Raw genomic sequence first — 22,510 nt, forward strand, 5'->3', positions numbered from 1 at the left:
CCATGCATGAACTCGACGAACCGTTACGTGAACTCATCCCCAGGCTGCGGCGTTTTGCCGTGTCCCTGACCCGTAACGCCAGCAGCGCCGACGACCTGGTGCAATCGACCCTGGAACGGGCGATTACCCGCTGGGCCGACAAGCGCATCGAAGGCGACCTGCGTGCATGGCTGTTCTCGATCCTCTATCGCCAGTTCCTCGATGCCCACCGCCGCACCCGGCGCTATGCGCGCATGCTGGCGTTTTTCACCGGCCGCGAGGATGTGCAGCCATCCGTCGAGCGTACGGTGATCGCCCAGTCGACCCTGCAAGCGTTCGATCAACTCAACACCGAACAGCGCGCGTTGTTGCTGTGGGTATCGGTCGAAGGCTTGAGCTACAAGGAAGTCGCCGAAATACTCGATGTGCCGCTTGGCACCGTGATGTCACGCCTGTCACGCGCCCGCCAAGCCCTGCGGCAACTCAGCGATGGTGAAATTGCCAGCCCTTCCCTGCGGATACTCAAATGATCAGCCTGCCCCCCAGCGAACGCGACCTGCATGCCTACGTCGATCACCAACTGCCGGAAAGTGATCGCCGAGTCCTCGAAACCTGGCTCGCCGCCCACCCCGACGCCGCCGCCCAGGTACATGCCTGGCAGCAGGACGCGCACGTGCTGCGTGCCTCATTGAGCGGCACCCTGCAACTGCCGGCCAACCCCGACCTGGACCCGGCGCTGATTCGTCGGCGCATCAGGCTCCAATCGCGCCGCCACCTTGCGACGGCCGCCGTGCTGTTGATCGCCGTGAGCCTCGGCGGCCTCGGCGGCTGGCACGCCCGCGAAGCCACTCAACCGTCGATGCTACCGATGGCCGACGCGATGCAAGCATTCCGCCTGTTTGCCCAGGACGGTGTCCTGCCCGCCGATTACCGTGCCCAGGACAGCGGCACCATGCAGGCGTGGCTCGACCGCTATTTCAACCAGGCCCATCGCCTGCCGGATTTGAGCCCATCGGGGTTCAAACCGGTCAGCGGGCGGCTACTCAACACCGAGCAAGGCACGGCTGCCATGGTGCTATACGAAGACCCACAAGGTCGGCGCATCAGCTTTTACATTCGCCCACCGGGTCCGAACAATGGCTTCCTGCCCCACGGCAGCCGCACGGCAAACGGGCTGCAAGCGCAATACTGGTCCGGCGCCGGCTACAACTATGCGGTGGTCAGCCCGGCGGATCTGGCGCCCACGCATGTGTTGCAGTTCTAGGCGAACGCAGGCGCCTTCTGTATTGGTCAAATCACCGCGAGCGTCCTAAAGTGAGCGACCACCGCACTACAGAGTGACTCGCATTGGCCGTGCTTTCGTTGATCCGTCGCTGGCTCGGTAAACCTTCCGACAGCCACAAACACTCGCCCATCCAGACGTTCTTTCAGAACAAGGCCCGACAGCAGGGGTATACCCTCAGCGCGGGCCAGGCCCAGGCGATCGCCGCCATGGCCCGCGAAACCCGACACCTGCTCGCCAACCAGCCCACCCGCAGCCTGTACCTGCACGGCCCGGTGGGGCGTGGCAAAAGCTGGCTGCTGGATGGTTTTTTCGAGGCGCTGCCCATCGCCGAGAAACAACGCGTGCACTTTCATGGTTTTTTCGCTCGCTTGCACCTGGGCATGTTCGCGCACCAAGCCGCGGACGACGCACTGGGCGTGACCCTCGACACACTGCTCGCCGGCTGCCGGGTGCTGTGTTTCGACGAGTTCCACGTCCACGACATCGGCGACGCCATGCTGATCACGCGGCTGTTCAAAGCCCTGTTCGAGCGGGGTGTGCTGGTACTGGTCACCTCCAACTATCCGCCCGAAGGCCTGTTGCCCAACCCGCTGTATCACGAGCGTTTCAAGCCGGTGATCGACTTGATCGCCGCGCGCATGGACGTGCTGGAGGTCAATTCACCCAAGGATTTTCGCAGCCTGCCCCAGGCCCATGCCACGCAGCGCTTTACCACCGGGCACTACCTGTGGCCAGGCACCGCGGCCCAGCGTGCAGCGCTCGGGCTGCCCGCCACGGATGGCCCGGCGCACCCCCTGGCGGTCGGAAACCGGCAGCTGATCTGCCGCTTTCATCAGGCGCGCACTGTCGCGTTCACCTTCAACGACCTCTGCGAACAATTGACCGCGGTGATGGACTATCTGCTGTTGTGCGAGGCTTTCGACCACTGGATCATCGACGGCCTGCCGCCTCTGGCGCACTGCCCGATCGCCGTGCAGCAGCGCTTTATCAACCTGGTGGACGTGCTCTACGACAAGGACAAGCATGTGGTGTTGATCGGCGACCAACCGCTGGCACAGGCGCTGAGCGGCCAGGCCATCGACCTCGCCCGTACCGCCAGCCGCCTGAACCAATTGCAACAGGCCAGCCCGCAACCGCTGCCCGACCCGGTATCATGAACGCCCTTTACCCCCTAGCCGAGTGACCGCGCCGTTCATGCATACCCTCGCCCAACTCAAGGCCGGCCAACTGGCCGGCATTACGCGCCTGGACCTGTCTTGCGGGCTTACCGAGTTCCCCCGGGAAATCTTCGAACTGGCCGATTCCCTACAAATCCTCAACCTCAGCGGTAACGCCCTTAGCCAGTTGCCCGACGACCTGCACCGCCTGCCGCACCTGCGTGTGCTGTTTTGCTCGGACAACGCCTTCACCGAGCTGCCCGAATGCCTGGGCCAGTGCGCGCAACTGAGCATGATCGGCTTCAAGGCCAACCGCATCAGCCACGTCCCCGCCGCCGCGCTGCCGCCCTTGCTGCGCTGGCTGATCCTCACCGACAACCGCATCAGCCAATTGCCCCGCGAATTGGGCGAGCGCCCCCACCTGCAAAAGCTGATGCTGGCCGGCAACCACCTGGCAGAGCTGCCGGACAGCCTGGCCAACTGTCACCACCTCGAACTGCTGCGCATTGCCTCCAACCGCTTCACCCGCCTGCCCGAGTGGCTGCTGACGCTGCCAAGCCTGACCTGGCTGGCCTATGCCGGTAACCCGGTAGAAATGGCGGTGAAGGTGGTTACCGACGACGCCACGCCGACTATTCCCTGGGCAGAGCTGGAACTGGGCGAGGTGCTGGGCGAAGGAGCATCGGGAGTGATTCGCCAAGCGCTGCGCAAACCCACAGGCACACCTGTCGCCGTCAAGCTCTACAAAGGCACCATCACCAGCGACGGCTCGCCGCTGCACGAAATGCAGGCGTGCATCGCCGCCGGGCTGCACCCCAACCTGATCAAGGTGCAAGGCCGCGTGGTCGGCCATCCCGACCAACAGGCCGCACTGGTAATGGACCTGATCGACCCGAGCTACCGCAACCTCGCGAGCCTGCCGAGCCTGGCCTCATGTACCCGCGACGTGTACGCCGCCGATACTCGCTTCAGTGCCGCAGTGGCCCTGCGCATGGCCCGGGGCATCGCTTCGGTGGCCACGCATTTGCACCGCCACGGCATCACCCATGGCGACCTGTACGGCCACAATATTCTGTGGAATGACGCGGGGAGTTGTCTGCTCGGGGATTTTGGCGCGGCGTCGTTCCATGCCACGGCGGACACTCTCGAAACGTGGGCGTTGCAGCGGATTGAAGTGCGGGCGTTCGGGGTGTTGCTGGGGGAGTTGCTGGCGCGGGTTGAGGGGGGAGCGAGCGACGAACTGCTGGAACTGCATAGAACCTGCTGTCAGTCGGATGTGTTGGCGCGACCAAGCTTTGAAGAGGTAGAGGTCTTGCTCAAATCTATCCAACACCCCTGAAACCAATGTGGGAGGGGGCTTGCTCCCTCCCACATTTTGCCCCCATGCATCCAGATAAGAATCAGCCCGCCAAACCGACAAACATGTCCTGCACGTCGTCATGATTGTCCAGGCCTTCGAGGAACGCCTCGACTTCAGCCATCTGCTCATCGGTCAAACCGCTCACCGGGTTTTTCGAGAGGTAGCCCAGCTTGGCCGACAGCACGGTAAAACCCTGCTCCGGCAGTGCTTTCTGTACCGCATCCAGGTCGGTGGTCTCGGTGATAAACAGGGTCGTACCCGCTTCCTCGCCCTCTTCAAAATCCTGGGCGCCGGCTTCGATAGCGGCCATTTCCGGATCGGCGTCCGGGCTGTCCGGGGAAGCTTCGATCAAGCCGACGTGGTTGAAGTCCCAGGCCACTGAGCCCGAAGCCCCTAATTGGCCCTTGCGGAACGCCACGCGGATTTCGGCCACGGTACGGTTGATGTTATCGGTCACGCATTCGACGATCAGCGGCACCTGGTGCGGGGCAAACCCTTCGTAGGTCACGCGGTGGTACTGCACGGTCTCACCGAGCAGACCGGCGCCCTTCTTGATCGCGCGTTCCAGGGTTTCTTTAGGCATCGAGGCTTTTTTGGCCTGCTCCACTACCAGACGCAGGTGGGCGTTGGTCGCGGTGTCGGCACCGTTGCGGGCGGCGATGGTGATTTCTTTCACCAGCTTGCCGAAGATCTTGCCCTTGGCATTGGATGCCGCTTCTTTATGTTTGACTTTCCACTGTGCGCCCATGACTCACTCTCTGATTTCCATAGCGCCGAGACGTCTACTGGCCGGCGCTTTGGGGGCAGAGTTTATAGCGCGAGAACGCATCGTTCCACCAAAAAACCCTCAGGGCGCCAAGTCGAAAAACGCCTGGATCAAGCGCAATGAGCGCCGCCGCTCCAAACAACCGAGCAGGTGTCGATTGACCAGCCCATGGCCCTGAAGGGCAATCGCCTGCACGCGGGGGTCGGGGCTGACCTCCAATGACGACACGACCCCCACGCCCAGTTGCGCCGCAACGGCTTCGGTCACGGCTTCACGGCTGTCCAGTTCCAGCAGCACGCTAGGCTGCACACCGGCCGCCTGGCAGGCATCGTCAAAGGTGCGACGGGTAATGGAGCCGGGTTCACGCAGCACCATGATCACCTCATGGAGCTGTTCGAGACGAATGCCCTCGGCCTGCATCGCCCAGGGGTGACCGGCCGGCACCAAGGCGCAGATGCGTGATTCGTCCAGGGGCTGCAAGTGCAGGCCATTGCGCGCCTGCACTTCGGTGAGCACCGCCACATCCGCGTGCTCGGACAACAACGCGGCCAGGGTTTCCTGGGCATTGCCCAAGCGCAGGTTGACGGTGATGCCGGGGTAACGCGCGCGCAGGCTGGCGATCATCGGCATCACCAGGTGCGGGCCGTCCGCCGCCACTTCCAGGCGCCCGGTGAACAATTGCCGATTGGCTTCGAGCAGCGTCTGCGCCTCGTCCACCAGGCCGAAGATCGCCCGGGTGATCGCGGCCAGGCGTGCGCCCTCCTCGGTCAACTCCACCCGCCGGGCGGTGCGACGCAACAGGGGAATCTGGTAGTACTCCTCCAGGGCCTTGATATGCCCGGTCACCGCCGGCTGGCTGATAAACAGCCGCGCCGCCGCACGGGTAAAGCTGCCCTCGCGGGCCACCGCGTCGAATGCGCGCAATTGGAACAGGTTCATAGCTATCGGCCTCACTGATAGCTCGCATAACAACAAACAATTTGATTGATAACAAGCCAAACTGCAATTTAGGCGCCGTAGATTCACACCGTTGTTTACGAGGACACGAGATGACCCCTGCCGCGCCCCTCCTGCTCACCCCTGGCCCCCTGACCACAGCGAACCGCACGCGCCGGGCGATGCTGGTGGACTGGGGTTCATGGGATGAAGGTTTCAACCAACTCACCGCCAGCGTCTGCGCCCGGTTACTGGCGATCCTCCACGGCGCGGCCAGCCATCACTGCGTCCCCTTGCAGGGCAGCGGCACCTTTGCCGTCGAGGCCGCCATCGGCACCCTGGTCCCGCGTAATGGCAAGGTGCTGGTGCTGATCAACGGCGCCTACGGCAAGCGCCTGGCGAACATCTGTGAAGTGTTGGGCCGCGACTTCAGCACCTTTGAAACCGCTGAAGATGAGCCCACGACGGCCGCCGATGTCGAGCGCCTGTTGCAGGCCGACGAGGGCATCACCCACGTTGCCTTGATTCACTGCGAAACCAGCACCGGTATCCTCAACCCGCTGCCGGAAATCGCCCAGGTGGTGAAGCACCACGGCAAGCGCCTGATCATCGACGCCATGAGCTCCTTCGGCGCGCTGCCCATCGATGCCCGCCAAGTGCCGTTCGACGCCCTGATCGCCGCCTCCGGCAAATGCCTGGAGGGCGTGCCCGGCATGGGCTTCGTCTTCGCCGAAAAGCAGGCACTGGCCGCCGCCCAAGGCAACTGCCACTCCCTGGCGATGGACCTGTTCGACCAATACACCTACATGGCCAGGACCGGCCAATGGCGCTTCACCCCGCCAACCCACGTGGTCGCCGCCCTGCACGAAGCGTTGCTGCAATACCAGGAGCAAGGTGGCCTGCCCGCGCGCCATCAACGTTATGCCGACAACTGCCAGGCGCTGCTGGAGGGCATGGCCGGGCTCGGCCTGCGCAGCTTCCTCCCGGCCGCTATCCAGGCCCCGATTATCGTGACCTTCCACGCCCCGAAAGACCCGCGCTACCAGTTCAGGGACTTCTACGAACGGGTCAAGGCCAAGGGATTCATCTTGTACCCCGGCAAACTGACCCAGGTTGAGACCTTCCGCGTCGGCTGCATCGGCCACGTCGACGCCACCGGCATGCGCGCGGCAGTCAAGGCCATCGCCCACGTGCTGCAAGAAATGGACGTGTTGGACATTTGATTCCCCCCTTACCCACAGGATTTGAACCATGAACTATCAAAACCCCAACACCCTCCAGGCCGTGATCCTTGACTGGGCCGGCACCGTGGTCGACTTCGGCTCCTTCGCGCCTACCCAGATTTTTGTCGAAGCCTTCGCCGAGTTCGATGTGCAAGTCTCCATCGAAGAAGCCCGTGGCCCGATGGGCATGGGCAAGTGGGACCATATCCGCACCCTCTGCTACCAGCCGCAGGTCGCCGAGCGCTACCGCAAGGCGTTCGGCCGTACGCCCACCGACGACGACGTGACCGCCATCTACCAGCGTTTCATGCCCCTGCAGATCGAGAAAATTGCCGAGCACTCGGCCCTGATCCCCGGCGCCCTCGACACCCTCGCGCATCTGCGCGGGCAAGGGATCAGGATCGGCTCGTGTTCCGGCTACCCCAAGCAAGTGATGGACAAGGTGGTCGCCCTGGCCGCCACCCATGGCTACGTCGCCGACCATGTAGTGGCTACCGACGAAGTACCCAACGGCCGCCCATGGCCGGCCCAGGCGCTGGCCAACGTGATTGCCCTGGGGGTTGATGATGTGGCGGCGTGTGTGAAGGTCGACGACACCGTGCCGGGCATCCTTGAAGGCCGCCGCGCCGGGATGTGGAGCGTGGCGCTGACCTGCTCGGGCAACGCGCTGGGCCTGACCTATGAGCAATTTCGCGCCCTGGACAACGCCACACTGGCCGGCGAGCGCAAGCGCATCGAGGCGATGTTCGAAGGCTCGCGCCCGCACTACCTGATCGACACCATTACCGACCTGCCGGCGGTAATCAGCGATATCAACCAGCGCCTGGCGCGCGGTGAAATGCCGCAAGGCCGCTGATGGAGGTCAATAGTGCGGCATTCGCGCCGGGTAATCCGTTCAAAACAGGCATACAGTAACCGTACTCCGTCGCCAAAGAACGGAGGCTTGCCCTGATGAATGAGGAAACCCAGCGATGCCGTGGAAAAATTCCGATACGCGCTACAGCACCATGTCGATTGCGCTGCACTGGCTGATGGTGGTGCTGCTGGCGGTGGTCTACGCCTGCATTGAGTTACGCGGCCAGTTCCCCAAAGGCAGTGGCGCACGCACACTGATCGTCGAGATGCACTTCATGCTCGGCCTCACCGTGTTTGTGCTGGTGTGGCTGCGCCTGTTTGCACGCAGCCTGGGGGTTGCGCCGAAGATCGTACCGGCGCCGCCGAAGTGGCAGAGCCTGTTGGCCACGCTGACGCATTTTGCGTTGTACGCCTTGATGATCGGCCTGCCCATCGCGGGCTGGTTGATCGTCAGTGCCGAGGGGCATTCGGTACTGTTCTACGGCATCGAGCTGCCGCCGTTGATCGGCGAGAACAAAGCCTTGGCCAAACAGATTGAAGGTTGGCACGTGCTGTTCGGCCAGATCGGCTATTGGTTGATCGGGCTGCATGCATTGGCGGGGATCTTCCACCATTACGTGGTGCGCGATAACACCGCGTTGCGCATGATGCCGGTCAAGCGCGCCCGGCTGTAAACCCACGCCGGCCTTGCAGGCCGCCGGTGTGCACAAAGATCAGGCGAGTGCCGGGCGCGACGTGCCCGGCCTCGACCTGATGCTTCAACGCCAGTAACGCTTTGCCGGTGTAGAGCGGTTCCAGCGGCACGCCGCAGGCCTGCTCCGTGGTTTCAATAAAGTCGCGCAACAGCGGGTCGACCTTGGCGAAGCCGCCCCGGCTGGCGTCCAGCAATTGATAGCCGCCCTGCACCAAGGCACTCACATTTTGCGCCACGCCATGATCGTGCGGCACCGCCATGGCGCCGTACACCAAATGCGCCCCCGCCTCGGCCAAGACCAACCCCGCCAGCGTGGTACCGGTGCCCGCCGCCAGCCACCAGGCGTCGTAATCGGCCCAACCCAGGTGGCTCAATTGCGCGCGAGCTTGCTCGACCAGCACCCGGCAACCCGTTGCGCCCGCCAACCCGCCGCCCCCTTCGGGCACGGGATACAGATGCGGGTAACGCTCACGCCAGGGCGCCCAGAAACCCGGCTCATGGCGCGCGCGATAGCCGCCGAAACCCAGCCAATGCAGGTGCATGCCAAATGCCTGCAGATCCTCGACGGTAGGCGTGTGGTGCGCATGGCCACGCAGCAGGCCGACGGTGGCAAAGCCAAAACGCTTGCCCGCCGCCGCGAGTGCGTGCAGATGGTTGGAATAGGCGCCGCCAAGGCTGATAACGCCACTGGCCCCCGCCTGATGCGCCTGGGCCAGATGCTCGGTGAGCTTGAACCACTTGTTGCCGCTGATCAGCGGGTCGATGCGATCCAGGCGCAGCACGGCCAACTCGACGCCATTGAGCCAATCCAGCGCCAAGGGTTCAAGGGGTGCGTAGGGAAGCCAATCGAAGGGGCCCATTGGAGGGGAACCGCATGAAAAACGGGGCGGTAGTCTAACACCGCCCCGCATGGGTTTTTACAGCTCGGCCGCCAGGCGCGAGCCCTGGTTGATAGCGCGCTTGGCGTCCAACTCGGCCGCTACGTCAGCACCGCCGATCAGGTGCACGTTCTGGCCCGCAGCGACCAGGCCGTCGTGCAGTTCACGCAACGGGTCCTGGCCGGCACAGATGACGATATTGTCCACCGCCAGCAGTTGCGGCTCGCCCTCGGCGCCGATGCGGATATGCAGGCCGTCGTCGTCGATCTTCAGGTACTCAACGCTGTTGAGCATCTGCACCTGCTTGTTCTTCAACCCGGTGCGATGGATCCAGCCGGTGGTCTTGCCCAAACCGTCGCCGACCTTGGACGCCTTGCGTTGCAGCAGGAATACTTCGCGCGCCGGCGCATGGCGCTCAGCCTTGATCCCGGCGACGCCGCCACGGGCTTGCAGGTGGGTGTCGATGCCCCACTCCTTCCAGAACGCTTCGCGGTCCAGGCTGGTGGACACGCCTTGATGCACGAGAAACTCCGAGACGTCAAAACCGATACCGCCAGCACCGATCACCGCGACGCGCTTGCCCACTGGCTTGCGTTCGAGGATCACGTCCAGGTAGCTCAGCACCTTGGCGTTTTCTACACCAGGGATCGCCGGCGTGCGCGGTGCGATGCCGGTGGCCAGGATGATCTCGTCGTAGCCGCCGGCCGCCAACTGCGCGGCATCCACGCGAGTGTTGAGGCACAGCTCGACGTGGGTGGTCTGCAGCTTGCGGTTGAAATAGCGCAGGGTTTCAAAGAACTCTTCCTTGCCCGGCACGCGCTTGGCGATGTTGAACTGGCCACCGATCTCGCTGGCCGAATCGAACAGCGTCACTTGATGGCCGCGCTCAGCCGCCACCGTGGCGGCGGCCAGACCCGCCGGGCCGGCGCCGACCACGGCGATTTTTTTGATCTGCCGCACCGGCAGGTAGTTAAGCTCGGTCTCGTAGCACGCCCGCGGGTTAACCAGGCAAGTGGTCAGCTTGCCGCCGAAGGTGTGGTCCAGGCACGCCTGGTTGCAGCCGATGCAGGTGTTGATTTCATCGGCGCGACCGGCAGCAGCTTTGTTGACGAACTCCGGGTCGGCAAGGAACGGTCGCGCCATCGAGACCATGTCCGCATCGCCCTCGGCGAGGATCTGCTCGGCAATTTCCGGGGTGTTGATGCGGTTGGTGGTGATCAGCGGGATCTGCACCGCGCCGCGTAATTTGGCGGTGACTTTACTGAATGCGCCGCGTGGCACTTTGGTGGCGATGGTCGGGATACGCGCTTCGTGCCAGCCGATGCCGGTGTTGATGATCGTCGCGCCTGCCTGCTCGATCGCCTTGGCCAACTGCACGATCTCTTCCCAGGTGCTGCCGCCTTCCACCAGGTCGAGCATCGACAGGCGGAAAATAATGATGAAGTTCGGGCCTACCGCTGCACGCACACGGCTTACGATTTGCACGGCCAGGCGCATACGGTTTTCGTAGCTGCCGCCCCAACGGTCGGTGCGGTGGTTGGTGTGGGCGGCGAGGAACTGGTTAATGAAATAACCTTCGGAGCCCATGATTTCCACACCGTCATACTCGGCCACCTGGGCCAGCAGCGAGCAGGTGACGAAATCCTGGATCTGTTTTTCGATGCCCTCTTCGTCCAGTTCCCTGGGCTTGAACGGGTTGATCGGCGCCTGGATCGCGCTTGGCGCCACCTGCTTGGGGCTGTAGGCATAACGGCCGGCGTGAAGGATCTGCATGCAGATCTTGCCACCCGCCTCATGCACCGCCTGGGTGACGATCTTGTGCTTTTGCGCTTCTTCGTCGGTGGTCAGCTTGGCCGCGCCGGAATACACCCCGCCTTCGTCATTCGGGCCAATGCCGCCGGTGACCATCAGGCCCACGCCACCCCTGGCGCGCTCGGCAAAATAAGCGGCCATGCGCTCGAAGCCGCCGGGTTTTTCTTCCAGGCCGGTGTGCATCGAGCCCATCAGGGTACGGTTGCGCAAGGTGGTGAAACCCAGGTCCAACGGGGCCAGCAGGTGCGGGTAGGCAGCAGCGGTCATGGTACAGCTCCACAACGGATCATCACGGGACGTGAGGCGTTCGAATGACGCCCCATCGGTTTATGTCCCACAGACTAAGAGCCGATGCCCTACCGCTCAATGACCGAAACTCACAAGTTATTGATCCAAATGCACAGCGCCCCTTGGCAAGCCGCCACAGGCGCCCTACCCTAGTCGGCGAACCCAGCACACGGTCTGTTGTCTGTTGCCCCATGCGTAAACTTCTAGCGTTCACCGTCACCCTGGCCCTGGTTGCCACCGTCGCCGCGTATCTGGTCTGGACCCAGGAGCGCCCCGTGGCGCATTACCTGTCGGACCTGCGCATCACCCTCGCGGTCAACGAAGGCCAGCCGGCCGATCGCGGCAACTTGCTGGGCATCCAACCGCAGCTGTACCCCGCCGATTACCAAAGCCTGGAACGCCTGCACCTGAAACTCGCGGCCTACCTGCAAAACGCCCGGGACCAAGGCCTGATCAACGACAAGACCATCGTGGTGCTGCCGGAGCACATCGGCACCTGGCTGATGCTCACCGGCGAAAAAAACGAGGTGTACCAGGCATTGCATGTGAAAGATGCGATGAACTGGTTGTCATTGAGTAACCCAGTGCAATTCCTGCGCGCCTGGATCAGCGCCACCGGCACCAGCCGCAGCGACGACGCGTACCTGCGCATGAAGGCCCCGACCATGGCGCGTGACTATCAAGTGCTGTTCGGTGGCCTGGCCAAGGAATTCGGCGTTACCGTGGTGGCCGGCTCCATCGCCCTGCCCAACCCGACGGTGAGGCAGGGGCAACTGCAGATCGGTCATGGTGCGCTGTACAACGCCAGCGTGGTGTTCGCGGCGGACGGCTTGCCGATCGGCGATCCACAGCGCCAGCTCTACCCGATCTACGATGAACGCGGCTTTATCGAGCCCGGCGACGAGAACATCGTCAGCGTGGTCGACACGCCAGCCGGACGCCTCGGCGTGTTGGTTGGCAGCGACAGCTGGTACCCGGACAACTACCGCAAACTCAACGAACAAGGCGCGCAATTGATCGCGGTGCCGGCCTTTGTGCTCGGGCGCGATACCTGGGAACGGCCGTGGCGCGGTTTCAAAAGCGTGTCGACACCGCCGGAAATCAGCCTCAAGCCCGAGGAACTCAGCGAAGGCGAAGCCTGGCGGCGCCTCACACTGATCAGCCAACAACCGATCAGCCAGGCCAGCGCCGGCATGAGCGTGTTCCTGCGGGGTCAGTTCTGGGACCTGGGCACCGCCGGGCAGAGCTTCCTGAGCCACGCCGGGCATATCAGCGCCGACGGCGACGCACAGGGTGCGCGCTTATTGAATATCTGGCTGTAACGCCGTGAAACCGGTGCGCCTGGGGGATCTGTCGGTGGGCTTCGTGCACACCCTGGCCGATGCCATCAGCAGCCATGGCCTGGACCCGCAACCGCTGCTGCTGCAATACGGCCTCGACGCGGCGCGCCTTGCCGAAGCGGGCGCACGCTTGTCGATCCCACGCTACATGCGCCTGGGCCATGCGGCCATCCAACTCACCGGCGACGCCGGCCTGGGCCTGCGCATGGGCCGGCTCAGCCGCTTGAGCCAGGCGGGGCTCGCCGGGGTCACCGCCGCCCAGGCGCCGAACGTCCGCGAGGCGGCCCGCACGCTCACGCGCTTCGAGCCGCTGTATGGCGCCAATTATCGTGGGCAGTCCAGTTTTGAAGAAGATGCCGACGGCGCCTGGCTGCGTTTCTATTCCATCAGCCCCTACAACGCCTATAACCGCTTTGTGGTGGACTCGATCATCGCCGGCTGGCTGCACCAGCTGTCGAGCCTGGCCCAACAACCAGTGCAGGCGCAACGCATCGACATCGAGTTCGAAGCACCGGACTATAGCGACCAATACCGCCTGTTGGGCGACAGCCCGGTCCACTTTGGCGCCGACGCCAACCAACTGCGCCTGAACCAGGCCACCCTGGCCCTGCGCAACCCGCAGCATTGCCCCAGTACCTGGCAGCTGTTGTTGCAATTGTGTGAACGGGAATTGGAGCAGTTGACCCGCACGCGCAGCCTGCGCGAGCGCATTACCCGCTTGCTCGGGCCAATGCTCAATGGCGGCCGGGAACCCGACCTGGAAGAAGTGGCGGCACGCCTGAAGCTGCCAACCTGGACACTGCGCCGCAAACTGACCGAAGAAGGTACTCAGTTCCGCGCGATTCTCAACGATACCCGCCGCGACCTGGCCATGACCTACATCCGCGATACGGAACTGGCGTTCGGCGAGATCGCCTACTTGCTCGGTTTTGCCTCGGCCCAAGCATTTCAACGGGCGTTCAGGCGGTGGAACAACCAGACCCCAGGGGAGTTTCGCCGCAGTCAGCGGCAGTACGCCTGAAATCGGTCCTACAGCTCGGTGGCGTCGTCGGCCGGATCCAGCGGATCCCATTCAAAGGCCTGGTACTCCAGCAGTTCTTCCTGGTAATCATCCATCGCGGACTCCTTGTTGACGTTAAAAGCGGCTGCACACAGATGACCTGCATGAGCAGCTTAAAGTGCCGTCATGACGAAAAAATGTCTGCGTCATGGCGTTCCCGCACTCCAAGATTAAACGTAGCAGCGTTATCCGAATTTAGCCCCTGAGCTTCGAGGCGGCGCAGTGATTGCGGTAACCGGGTATCCGCAGGCGATTGTCGATCAGTTAGCGGCCTACGTGGACTCAAGGTTTATCGCGCTGGGAGCAGGTTCGGTGCAGCCATCGGCACCAGCGGTGCATCAGCCAACGCATCTGTAGCTGACCCGGTGCTATCGGGAGCAAGCCCCCTCCCACACGGGATCGGCTTCGACTTCAGGATTTGCGGCGGCTGCGGGTCTGCACACTCGCCTCCATCGCCAGCCCGGCCGTGCGCTCCAACGCATCGGCAAACCCCTGGCGCTGTTCGGGCTCGATCTGCGAGAGGAACAGCTCATCTACCGTACTTTCATAGATCTTCCACATCTTTTTTCGCAGCGCCCGCCCGGCCTCGGTAATCGAGGCAAACGCCGCGCGGCCATCGCCGTCCGAGCGGGAACGCTCCACCAGGCCGTCTTTTTCCAGGCGGTCTACCAGGCGCGTGAGGTTGTAGCGCTCGATGGCCAGCACATCGGCCAATTCGTGCATGCGGCGGGTGCCGTCGGGGCCGCTTTCCAGGCCCCACAAGGCGTCGTACCAGGCGTAAGGCGGCAGGTTCGCCTCGGCCAGGCGGCGTTCGATTTCACGGATGACCGTCCTGTGAGCCCTGACAAAACGGAACCATACATCAGGCTCTTTCGACGACATGCAACACCATCCGGGGGATTTCAAGAAGGTTGCAATAGTAGCTCATCCCGCGCTAGATTCGTTTATGTAGTTGCAATTGCAATTACTTTGGCGACCCTCCCACAAGGAGCCCGCCACTCGATATCCGCCTACCCTGGAGCCTCACATGACCCCCAATACCGCAGTGCGCCGCGACGACGACCCACAGGAAACCCGCGAGTGGCTGGAGTCCATCGAATCGGTGCTGTCCACCGAAGGCCGCCCGCGCGCCCACTACCTGATCGATCAATTGCTGGATTTCGACGTGGCGCGTCACGGTGATTTCTACGGGCGGGTGACAACCCCCTACGTCAACACCATCGCGGTGGAGCGCCAACTGCCCTACCCCGGCAACCTGGCCATCGAACGCCGCACCAACGCGTTTATCCGCTGGAACGCCATGGCGATGGTGCTGCGTGCGGGCAAACATTCGGGCGTCGGTGGGCACATTGCGACCTATGCGTCAGCCGCCGTCCTGTACGACGTAGGTTTTGACCATTTCTTCCGTGGTCGCACCGATAGCTTCGATGGCGACCTGGTGTACATCCAGGGCCACTCCTCACCCGGTATCTACAGCCGCGCCTATCTCGAAGGGCGCATCAGCGAAGCGCAGTTGGACAATTTCCGGCGCGAGGCCAATGGCGAAGGGATTTCGTCCTACCCGCACCCACGACTCATGCCGGACTTCTGGCAATTTCCTACGGTATCAATGGGCCTCGGGCCGATCACTGCCGCCTATCAAGCGCGCTTTATGCGCTACCTGGAGTACCGCGGCCTCAAGCAACACCAAGGCCGCAAGGTCTGGGCGTTCCTCGGTGATGGCGAAATGGACCAGCCGGAATCCCTCGCCGCCATTTCCCTGGCCGGGCGCGAGAAACTCGACAACCTGATCTTCGTGGTCAACTGCAACCTGCAACGCCTGGACGGGCCGGTGCGCGGCAATGCCAAGGTGATCCAGGAATTCGAAAGCCTGTACCGCGCCGCCGGTTGGAATGTGATCAAGGTGATCTGGGGCGGTGGCTGGGATGCGTTGCTCGACAAAGACCAGAGCGGCCTGCTGCGCCAGCGCATGATGGAATGCGTAGACGGCGACTATCAGAACTACAAATCGCAGAACGGCGCCTACGTGCGCGAGCATTTCTTCGGTAAATACCCAGAATTGCTGGCACTGGTTGCGGACATGTCCGACGACGATATCTGGAAACTCTCACGCGGCGGGCACGACCCGGACAAGGTTTACAACGCCTACGCCGCCGCCGTGCGCCATACCGGCCAACCCACTGTGATCCTGGCCAAAACCGTCAAGGGCTTCGGCATGGGCGAAGCCGGCGAAGGCCAGAACATCAACCACCAACTGAAGAAGATGGGCGCCGACGCCGTCAAGGCCTTCCGCGACCGCTTCGGCCTGGACGTGGCCGACGAACAACTCGCCGACATCCCTTACCTCAAGCCCGCCGTCGACAGCGAAGAAGCCCGCTACTTCGCTGCCCGCCGCCAAGCCCTGGGTGGCCACGTGCCAGCGCGTCACAGTGCCGTCGAGCCTTTGCAGATCCCCGACCTGGCCGCCTTCGCCACTCAACTCAAGGACACCGGCGAGCGGGCCATTTCGACCACCATGGCGTTCGTGCGCATCCTCGGCACCCTGCTCAAGGACCCACAGATGGGCAAGTTGATCGTCCCCATCGTGCCGGATGAGTCACGCACCTTCGGCATGGAAAGCCTGTTCCGACAGATCGGCATCCACTCTGCTGTCGGCCAGCTCTATACGCCACAGGACGCCGGGCAACTGAGCTACTACAAGGAGAGCAAGGACGGACAGATTATGCAGGAAGGCCTGAATGAGTCCGGCGCTATTTCCTCGTGGATAGCGGCCAGTACGTCCTACAGCAACCACGGTTTGATGACCGTACCGTTCTATATTTTTTATTCGATGTTCGGCTTCCAGCGCGTCGGCGACCTGGCCTGGGCGGCGGCCGATGCGCGGGCGCGTGGCTTCCTGCTGGGCGCTACGGCCGGGCGTACCACGCTGATGGGCGAAGGCCTGCAGCATGACGACGGCCATAGCCATATCCTGGCGTCGGTCATTCCGTGCTGCGTGTCGTATGACCCGACTTTTGCCTACGAGCTGGCAGTGATCATTCGCGAAGGCATGCGGCGCATGTATGTCGAGCAAGAGGACATTTACTACTACATCACGCTGCTCAACGAAAACTACCCGCACCCGGCCATGCCAGAAGATGTGGAAGAAGGCATTCTCAAGGGCATGTACCCGCTCGGCGTCAGCCCGCAGGCCCAGGTGCAACTGATGGGCAGTGGTTCGATCCTGCGCGAAGTGATCGCGGCGGCGCAATTGCTCGCCAAGGATTTCGCGGTGTACAGCAACGTGTGGAGCGTGACCAGCCTCACCGAATTGCGCCGTGACGGGCAGGCAGTCGAGCGCTGGAACCTGTTGCACCCGGAAGGCGAGCCACGCATGGGTTATGTGGAGCAATGCCTGGCCGGACAGACGGGGCCGGTGGTGGTGGCGACGGACTACATGAAACTGTTCGCCGACCAGATCCGCCCATTCGTGCACAACCGACGCTTTGTGGCGCTGGGCACCGACGGCTTCGGGCAATCGGATACGCGGGAGGCCTTGCGCGAGTTCTTTGAGGTGGACCGACACTTCATCGCACTCGCGGCCTTGAAGGCACTGGCCAATGACGGCGTGATCGGTCGCGATAAAGTCAGTGAGGCAATCAAGCGCTACGGGATCAACGTCGACAAGACCGACCCCGCAGCGGTCTGATTTATGGAGCAGGCGTCGGCAGCGGTGGAATCGCCTCTGTCGGCGCCGGCAGCTCAGGATTGGTCGGCGACGGTGCCGGCTCTGACTGAGGCGCGATCGGCGTAGGTTCGGCCGGCGGTGCCACAGGTTCCGAAGCGGCGGGTTCTTCCTTCGGCGCTTCGACCTTCTCGGCAGCCGGTGCGGCCTTGGGTTCCGGAACACCCAGCTCCGCCTTGGGCTGCTCGGGAATGTGCGCCGCCTGCTTCACTTCCTGAGGCAGGAACACGTCCACCAGCGCAAAGTAACGCTCGTAGAACTTCGGTGCCGAAACGGTCTCACTGGCCACTTTCACCATCGAGTCATCGGTGGAGCCGATCGGCATCGACACCGACCCCAGCACACCCACACCCAGGCTTGCCGAGTTGTTGACCTTCTTCAGCGCATAACGGTCCTGCAAGGCGTTGGCGAACATCGTCGAATGGTGGGTGCCTTTGCCGTCATCGGCGCACACCACGTTGAAGCTGATCTGCAGATGGGTTTCGCCGGTCTGCTGGAAACTCTTGTTACCCACTACCAACTTCGGATCGCTGCTGGTGATGATGTAACCCTGGCTCAGCAAGGCACGCCGGGCAGCTTCGCACGCGGCGGTATCACTGACCGGATAATCCCGGGAAAACGTGCCGGAGTCGTCGAAATTCTCATGTTCGTAAATAGCGGTCTTGGGTGACGAGCAGCCCGCGGCGCCCGCCAACACCAGCGCCATCCCGAGGCAACGCAAGTGAAATGATGTCGACATTGAAAATCCTGAGGAAAACGGTCTGGCCGGTATTGTGCAACAGAACGTGGCCTTGGCGCGCGCATTCCTGTCGGTAAAACGTCACAGACCTACACGACGGCGCCTGCAGGAAAAAGCTGCGCGCACATATGATCGATAAACACGCGCAATTTGGCCGATGCATGGCGGCTGGATGGCCACAACATCCAGAAACTGCCCCGGTGTTCCAGGTAGTCGTCCAGCACACGCTGCAAACGCCCCTCCCGCACTGCCTGGTGGACCATATAGTCCGGCAGGCAGGCAATGCCCAAGCCTTCATGCACCACATGGTTAAGGGACTCGATGGTGGTGCTGACCAACGGCGTACGCAAGGTGGGCTCCACCTCGTCGAGTGCCCGCCGCAGCGGCCAGGGCTCCAGTTGACCGGTGGCGCAAAACTTGTGACGCAGGCAGGCGTGACCGCTCAAATGCTGGGGCAGCAGCGGCGTGCCGTGCTGTTGAAAGTAGCCCGGCGTCGCCACCAGCACCAGTTGATAGTGCCCCAGATGACGGGCCATCAAGCGCGAATCTTCTGGCTTGCCGGTGCGAATCACCGCATCGAAACCTTCCTCGATCACGTCAACCATGCGGTCGGAAAAATCCACATCCAACTCAATGTCCGGGTAAGCGCGCATAAAGTCGCTGAGCACCGGCATCAACAAGCCACGCACTTGCGGCACACTGATGCGCAACTTGCCTCGAGGCGCCACGCGGGCGTCGGTCAATTCGCGCTCGGCGGCCTCGATCTCGAGCAGGATCCGCCGCGAACGCTCAAGGAACAGTGCGCCTTCGCCAGTCAGGGTGATGCTGCGCGTACTGCGATGAAACGACCGCACGCCCAGGCGCTCCTCCATGCGCGCAATGCTTTTGCCCACCGCCGATGACGATACGCCCAGCACACGCGCGGCAGCGGTGAAACTGCGGGTCTGCGCCACCTGCACGAATACCGCGAGGCTGCCCAAGCTATCCATGATTTTGCCTTTGCCGATTGCGGACACCCACGTCCGATAAGTTCGGAACCTTAGCCTGTTTTTCCGCAAGACACAGCCCCCTACGCTGCGCCCTCGCCCCTTTTCTGCATGGACACACTATGAGCGCTAACCCCTTAGTGACTGAGATCGGCACCACCGCCCCACGGGAAACACTGCCCTTGGGTGGCCTTTTGGCCCTGGCCTGCGCTGGTTTTATCACCATTCTTACCGAAGCGATGCCCGCCGGGCTCTTGCCGCAAATGGGCCAAGGCCTGGGCGTGTCGCCGGCACTGGTCGGCCAGTTGGTCACCCTCTACGCCCTAGGGTCATTGCTGGCGGCCATCCCCCTCACGCTGCTGACCCGAGGCTGGCGCCGCCGACCGCTGCTGTTGATGGCCATCGGCGGCTTTGCCGTGGTCAACAGTGTGACGGCATTCTCCAGCCACTACGGCCTGACCCTGGTGGCACGCTTCTTTGCCGGCGTGTTCGCCGGGCTGCTTTGGGCATTGCTCGCCGGCTACGCCAGCCGCATGGTGGCACCGCACCTGCAAGGCCGGGCAATCGCGGTGGCGATGCTCGGCGCACCGTTGGCGTTGTGCCTGGGCCTGCCGGCCGGCACCTGGCTCGGCACCATCGTGGGCTGGCGCCTGAGTTTTGCGATCATGACCGGGCTCACACTGGTGTTGCTGATATGGGCACGCTGGCAGCTTCCGGACTTTGCCGGCCAAGCCGCTCAAAAGCGCCTGCGCCTGCACCAGGTATTGACCCTGCCCGGTATTCGCTCGGTGCTGTGGGTGACCTTTACCTACGTATTGGCCCACAACATCCTCTACACCTATGTGGCACCGCTGTTGGAGCCCGCCGGTATCGCTGCCGATATCGACCGAGTGCTGCTGGTGTTTGGTCTCGCCGCGCTGTTGAGCATCTGGCTGGCCGGCGTGCTGATTAATCGGTGGTTGCGCACACTGCTGCTCATCAGTTGCGCACTGTTCGGCATGATCGCCCTGGCGTTGGCGTTATGGATCGAGGTGCCGACCGTCATCTACCTCGCGGTGGTGTTTTGGGGCCTGGCGTTTGGCGGCCTGCCGGCTTTGTTGCAAACCGCCCTGGCCCAATCGGCGGGCGAATCGGCGGACGCCGCGCAATCGATGCTCGTGACCGTATGGAACCTGGGGATAGCCGGCGGCGGGTTGGCTGGCGGCGTGTTGCTTCAGGGCTGGGGCGTTGCGACGTTCCCCTGGGCGATCGTGTTATTGATGCTGTTGGCCCTGGCAGGTGCATCACAGGTCGGCGTCCAGCGCACATAAAAAAAACCCCGGTCTTTTCAGGCCGGGGGCTTCTTATTCAAACCGCCATCAATACTTCTTGATGTCAGCCTGGGTTTCCAACTGCTTGCGGTATGCCGCGAAGTCCTGCTGGCCAACACGGGAAGCGAGGAAGCGACGGTATTGCGCCTTTTCTTCTTCCGTTGGAGCGCTCGCTTCGTTCACGCCGTTCAAACGCACGATCACCAGGCTGCCGTCAGCGAGGGTCACGGTGGTGAAGGTCGGCTTGTCCTTGGCCGCAGGCTTGGGCATGCGGAACAGCGCTTGCAGCACGGCCGGGTCGACCGCGTCCGCGCTACGGGTAGCCGCTTCAGTGACTTTCCAGGCCTGGCCGTCGACCGGCTGGTTCAGCGGTGTCTTGCCATCACGCAGGCTGGCGATCAGCTCGTCGGCGTGAGTCTTGGCAGCGGCGCTGGCGCGCTCCTTGGCCATCTGGGTGCGGATCGCCGCGGCAACGCTTTCCAGCGGCAGTTGCGCAGGTTTGCGGTGCTCTTTGGCACGCAGCACGATGATGGTTTCCGGGTCCAGCTCGATGGCGGTGCTGTTGGCACCCTCATCCAGCACTTCCGGGCTGAACGCTGCGGTGACCACGGCACGGTTGGCCGCAACACCTTCACCACCTTCACGGCCGAATGGCGCGGAGGTGTGCACGGTCAGCTTCAGGTCAGATGCGGGTTGAGCCAGGTCGGACGCTTCGAATGCCGCATCTTCCAATTGCTTGGTGGCTTCGACAAAACGCTGCTCGACTTGCTGGGCCTTGAGCTCACGGGTCAGCTTGTCTTTCAGGCTGGCGAAGGTCGGCACCTGTGGTGCTTCAACGCCCAACAGCTTGATCAGATGCCAGCCGAAGGTACTGCGCACCGGCGCCGATACCTGGTCCTGTTTCAACGCGTACAAGGCGGTTTCGAAGTCCGGGTCGTAGACGCCAGGGCCGGCAAAGCCAAGGTCACCACCGTTATTGGCCGAGCCTGGGTCCTGGGAGAACTCCTTGGCCAGGGCTTCGAACTTCTCGCCTTTGGCCAGGCGCGCCTGGATCTCTTCGATCTTGGCCTTGGCTTGCGCCTCGGTGACCTTGTCGTTGACTTCAATCAGGATGTGCGCGGCACGACGCTGTTCGGCGAGGTTGGCGGTTTCTTTCTCGTAGGCCGCCTGCAGTTCATCATCCTTGACGCTGACCTGGTCGAAGAAGGACGACTTCTTCAATTCCAGATAGTCGATGACCACTTGGTCCGGCGTCATGAACTCTTTGGCGTGCTGGTCGTAGTAGGCCTTGACCTCGTCGTCGGTGAGCTTCACCGCTGCGGGGTTGGCCTTGATGTTGACCGTGGCGAAATCGCGAGTCTGTTTTTCCAGACGGGCGAAGGCCAGTACTTCGGCATCGGTGACGAAACCGCTGCCCGCGATACCTGCGCGAACCTGACCGATCAGCATTTCCTGGGTCAGCATCTGACGGAACTGCAGACGGCTGTAGCCCAGCTGACGGATCACCTGGTCAAAGCGTTCGGCGTTGAATTTGCCGTCCACCTGGAATTCCGGCGTTTGCAGGATCACCTGGTCCAGTGCCGCTTCAGAGAAGCCGAACTTGGAATCGGCGGCACCTTGCAGCAACAGCTTGCGGTCGATCAGGCCCTTGAGCGCCGCTTCGCGCAGCAGTTTTTCGTCCAGCAGCGAAGCATCGAAATCCTTGCCCAACTGTTGCATCAGTTGGCGACGTTGCATGTCGACAGCCTGGCTCAGTTCGGTCTGGGTGATGGCTTCACCGTTGACCTTGGCCACGTCCTGCTTGTTAGTACCCGAAGCCTGGAAAATGGCCTCGATACCGGTGAACGCCATCAATGCGACGATGATCCCGATAATGGTCTTGGCAATCCAGCCTTGTGAATTGTCCCTGATATTTTGCAGCATGCGTCCCCCAGAAACGGTTGAACTTCAAAAATAGGCAACCGTGGAGCGTGGGTAGAGTCCGGATAGAAGAAAGGCGCATCCGAGGATGCGCCTTCTCGTAACTGGCGGAGCGGACGGGGGTTTGACTTCTCACCCCCGGCGTGGCGACCCGATGGATACGTGGGTCGGCTACCGCTCCGCTGCCAGGCCGGACAT

At 62.7% G+C, this 22,510-nt stretch carries 19 protein-coding genes and 1 pseudogene; 12 read left to right on the plus strand and 8 right to left on the minus strand.

Features of this window, described 5'->3' with window-relative positions:
• The first annotated feature begins 2 nt into the window (after positions 1–2).
• From KSS96_RS18185 to KSS96_RS18200, 4 genes are all read left to right on the plus strand, one after another.
• Entirely contained in the window at positions 3–509 is a 507-nt protein-coding gene (locus KSS96_RS18185) for a sigma-70 family RNA polymerase sigma factor (RefSeq protein WP_065877491.1), read from the plus strand.
• Entirely contained in the window at positions 506–1,243 is a 738-nt protein-coding gene (locus KSS96_RS18190; protein ID WP_017527109.1) for an anti-sigma factor family protein, read from the plus strand. The genes KSS96_RS18185 and KSS96_RS18190 overlap by 4 nt, the downstream gene beginning before the upstream one ends.
• Before the next feature lie 83 nt (positions 1,244–1,326).
• Positions 1,327–2,421 (plus strand): cell division protein ZapE, encoded by a 1,095-nt coding sequence (gene zapE, locus KSS96_RS18195; protein ID WP_217855179.1) that lies wholly within the window; start codon positions 1,327–1,329, stop codon positions 2,419–2,421.
• A 37-nt stretch (positions 2,422–2,458) separates the two neighbouring features.
• Entirely contained in the window at positions 2,459–3,760 is a 1,302-nt protein-coding gene (locus tag KSS96_RS18200) for a protein kinase (protein ID WP_065877769.1), read from the plus strand.
• 61 nt (positions 3,761–3,821) lie between these two features.
• On the opposite strand, the gene KSS96_RS18205 is transcribed toward KSS96_RS18200, so the two are convergent.
• Positions 3,822–4,529, minus strand: a complete 708-nt coding sequence (locus KSS96_RS18205; RefSeq protein WP_017527106.1) for a YebC/PmpR family DNA-binding transcriptional regulator — start codon at positions 4,527–4,529, stop codon at positions 3,822–3,824.
• Positions 4,530–4,628: 99 nt separating this feature from the next.
• A complete protein-coding gene (locus KSS96_RS18210; protein WP_217855181.1) occupies positions 4,629–5,486 on the minus strand; it encodes a LysR substrate-binding domain-containing protein in 858 nt (285 codons plus the stop codon).
• A 110-nt stretch (positions 5,487–5,596) separates the two neighbouring features.
• Here KSS96_RS18210 and KSS96_RS18215 point away from each other — a divergent pair, with 110 nt between their 5' ends.
• The 3 genes from KSS96_RS18215 to KSS96_RS18225 all read left to right on the plus strand — a co-directional run bounded on the left by KSS96_RS18215 (position 5,597) and on the right by KSS96_RS18225 (position 8,235).
• A complete protein-coding gene (locus KSS96_RS18215) occupies positions 5,597–6,706 on the plus strand; it encodes a 2-aminoethylphosphonate--pyruvate transaminase (protein ID WP_217855183.1) in 1,110 nt (369 codons plus the stop codon).
• Positions 6,707–6,734: 28 nt separating this feature from the next.
• The gene (phnX, locus tag KSS96_RS18220; RefSeq protein ID WP_217855185.1) at positions 6,735–7,562 is read left to right on the plus strand and encodes a phosphonoacetaldehyde hydrolase; all 828 of its coding nucleotides are present in this window, start codon (positions 6,735–6,737) and stop codon (positions 7,560–7,562) included.
• Between the two features lie 115 nt (positions 7,563–7,677).
• Complete coding sequence (locus KSS96_RS18225; protein WP_017527102.1) at positions 7,678–8,235, plus strand: cytochrome b; 558 nt, start codon at positions 7,678–7,680, stop codon at positions 8,233–8,235.
• On the opposite strand, the gene KSS96_RS18230 is transcribed toward KSS96_RS18225, so the two are convergent.
• Together KSS96_RS18230 and KSS96_RS18235 are read right to left on the minus strand one after the other, a co-directional pair.
• A complete protein-coding gene (locus KSS96_RS18230; RefSeq protein ID WP_017527101.1) occupies positions 8,216–9,115 on the minus strand; it encodes a 1-aminocyclopropane-1-carboxylate deaminase/D-cysteine desulfhydrase in 900 nt (299 codons plus the stop codon). The genes KSS96_RS18225 and KSS96_RS18230 overlap by 20 nt on opposite strands.
• A 57-nt stretch (positions 9,116–9,172) precedes the next feature.
• Entirely contained in the window at positions 9,173–11,212 is a 2,040-nt protein-coding gene (locus KSS96_RS18235; protein WP_017527100.1) for an NADPH-dependent 2,4-dienoyl-CoA reductase, read from the minus strand.
• Positions 11,213–11,424: 212 nt separating this feature from the next.
• Here KSS96_RS18235 and KSS96_RS18240 point away from each other — a divergent pair, with 212 nt between their 5' ends.
• The 3 genes and pseudogenes from KSS96_RS18240 to KSS96_RS28050 all read left to right on the plus strand — a co-directional run.
• On the plus strand, positions 11,425–12,555 hold the full coding sequence (locus KSS96_RS18240) for a carbon-nitrogen hydrolase family protein (protein ID WP_065877496.1): 1,131 nt from the start codon (positions 11,425–11,427) through the stop codon (positions 12,553–12,555).
• 4 nt (positions 12,556–12,559) lie between these two features.
• Positions 12,560–13,594 (plus strand): AraC family transcriptional regulator, encoded by a 1,035-nt coding sequence (locus tag KSS96_RS18245; RefSeq protein WP_017527098.1) that lies wholly within the window; start codon positions 12,560–12,562, stop codon positions 13,592–13,594.
• A gap of 261 nt (positions 13,595–13,855) precedes the next feature.
• Positions 13,856–13,966 (plus strand): annotated as a pseudogene (locus KSS96_RS28050) (transketolase-like TK C-terminal-containing protein); the annotation flags it as partial.
• A gap of 78 nt (positions 13,967–14,044) precedes the next feature.
• On the opposite strand, the gene KSS96_RS18250 reads toward KSS96_RS28050, so the two are convergent.
• The gene (locus KSS96_RS18250) at positions 14,045–14,515 is read right to left on the minus strand and encodes a MarR family winged helix-turn-helix transcriptional regulator (RefSeq protein WP_065877499.1); all 471 of its coding nucleotides are present in this window, start codon (positions 14,513–14,515) and stop codon (positions 14,045–14,047) included.
• Positions 14,516–14,660: 145 nt separating this feature from the next.
• Here KSS96_RS18250 and aceE point away from each other — a divergent pair, with 145 nt between their 5' ends.
• Positions 14,661–17,321 carry a pyruvate dehydrogenase (acetyl-transferring), homodimeric type gene (gene aceE / locus KSS96_RS18255; RefSeq protein ID WP_217855187.1) on the plus strand — a complete coding sequence of 887 codons (2,661 nt, stop codon included), beginning with the start codon at positions 14,661–14,663 and terminating at the stop codon, positions 17,319–17,321.
• Between the two features lies 1 nt (position 17,322).
• Here aceE and KSS96_RS18260 read toward each other — a convergent pair whose 3' ends face one another.
• Positions 17,323–18,096 carry a DUF2242 domain-containing protein gene (locus tag KSS96_RS18260; RefSeq protein WP_017527094.1) on the minus strand — a complete coding sequence of 258 codons (774 nt, stop codon included), beginning with the start codon at positions 18,094–18,096 and terminating at the stop codon, positions 17,323–17,325.
• Between the two features lie 89 nt (positions 18,097–18,185).
• Positions 18,186–19,085 carry a LysR family transcriptional regulator gene (locus KSS96_RS18265; protein WP_217855188.1) on the minus strand — a complete coding sequence of 300 codons (900 nt, stop codon included), beginning with the start codon at positions 19,083–19,085 and terminating at the stop codon, positions 18,186–18,188.
• Between the two features lie 119 nt (positions 19,086–19,204).
• Between KSS96_RS18265 and KSS96_RS18270 the strand changes: the two genes are divergently transcribed.
• The gene (locus tag KSS96_RS18270) at positions 19,205–20,392 is read left to right on the plus strand and encodes an MFS transporter (RefSeq protein WP_065877501.1); all 1,188 of its coding nucleotides are present in this window, start codon (positions 19,205–19,207) and stop codon (positions 20,390–20,392) included.
• 48 nt (positions 20,393–20,440) lie between these two features.
• Here KSS96_RS18270 and KSS96_RS18275 read toward each other — a convergent pair whose 3' ends face one another.
• Positions 20,441–22,315, minus strand: coding sequence for a SurA N-terminal domain-containing protein (locus tag KSS96_RS18275; RefSeq protein ID WP_017527091.1), 1,875 nt, complete (start codon positions 22,313–22,315; stop codon positions 20,441–20,443).
• Positions 22,316–22,510: the final 195 nt, after the last annotated feature.

Origin of the sequence: Pseudomonas asgharzadehiana (assembly GCF_019139815.1) — a bacterium.
In the GTDB taxonomy this organism is placed as follows: Bacteria; Pseudomonadota; Gammaproteobacteria; order Pseudomonadales; family Pseudomonadaceae; genus Aquipseudomonas; species Aquipseudomonas asgharzadehiana.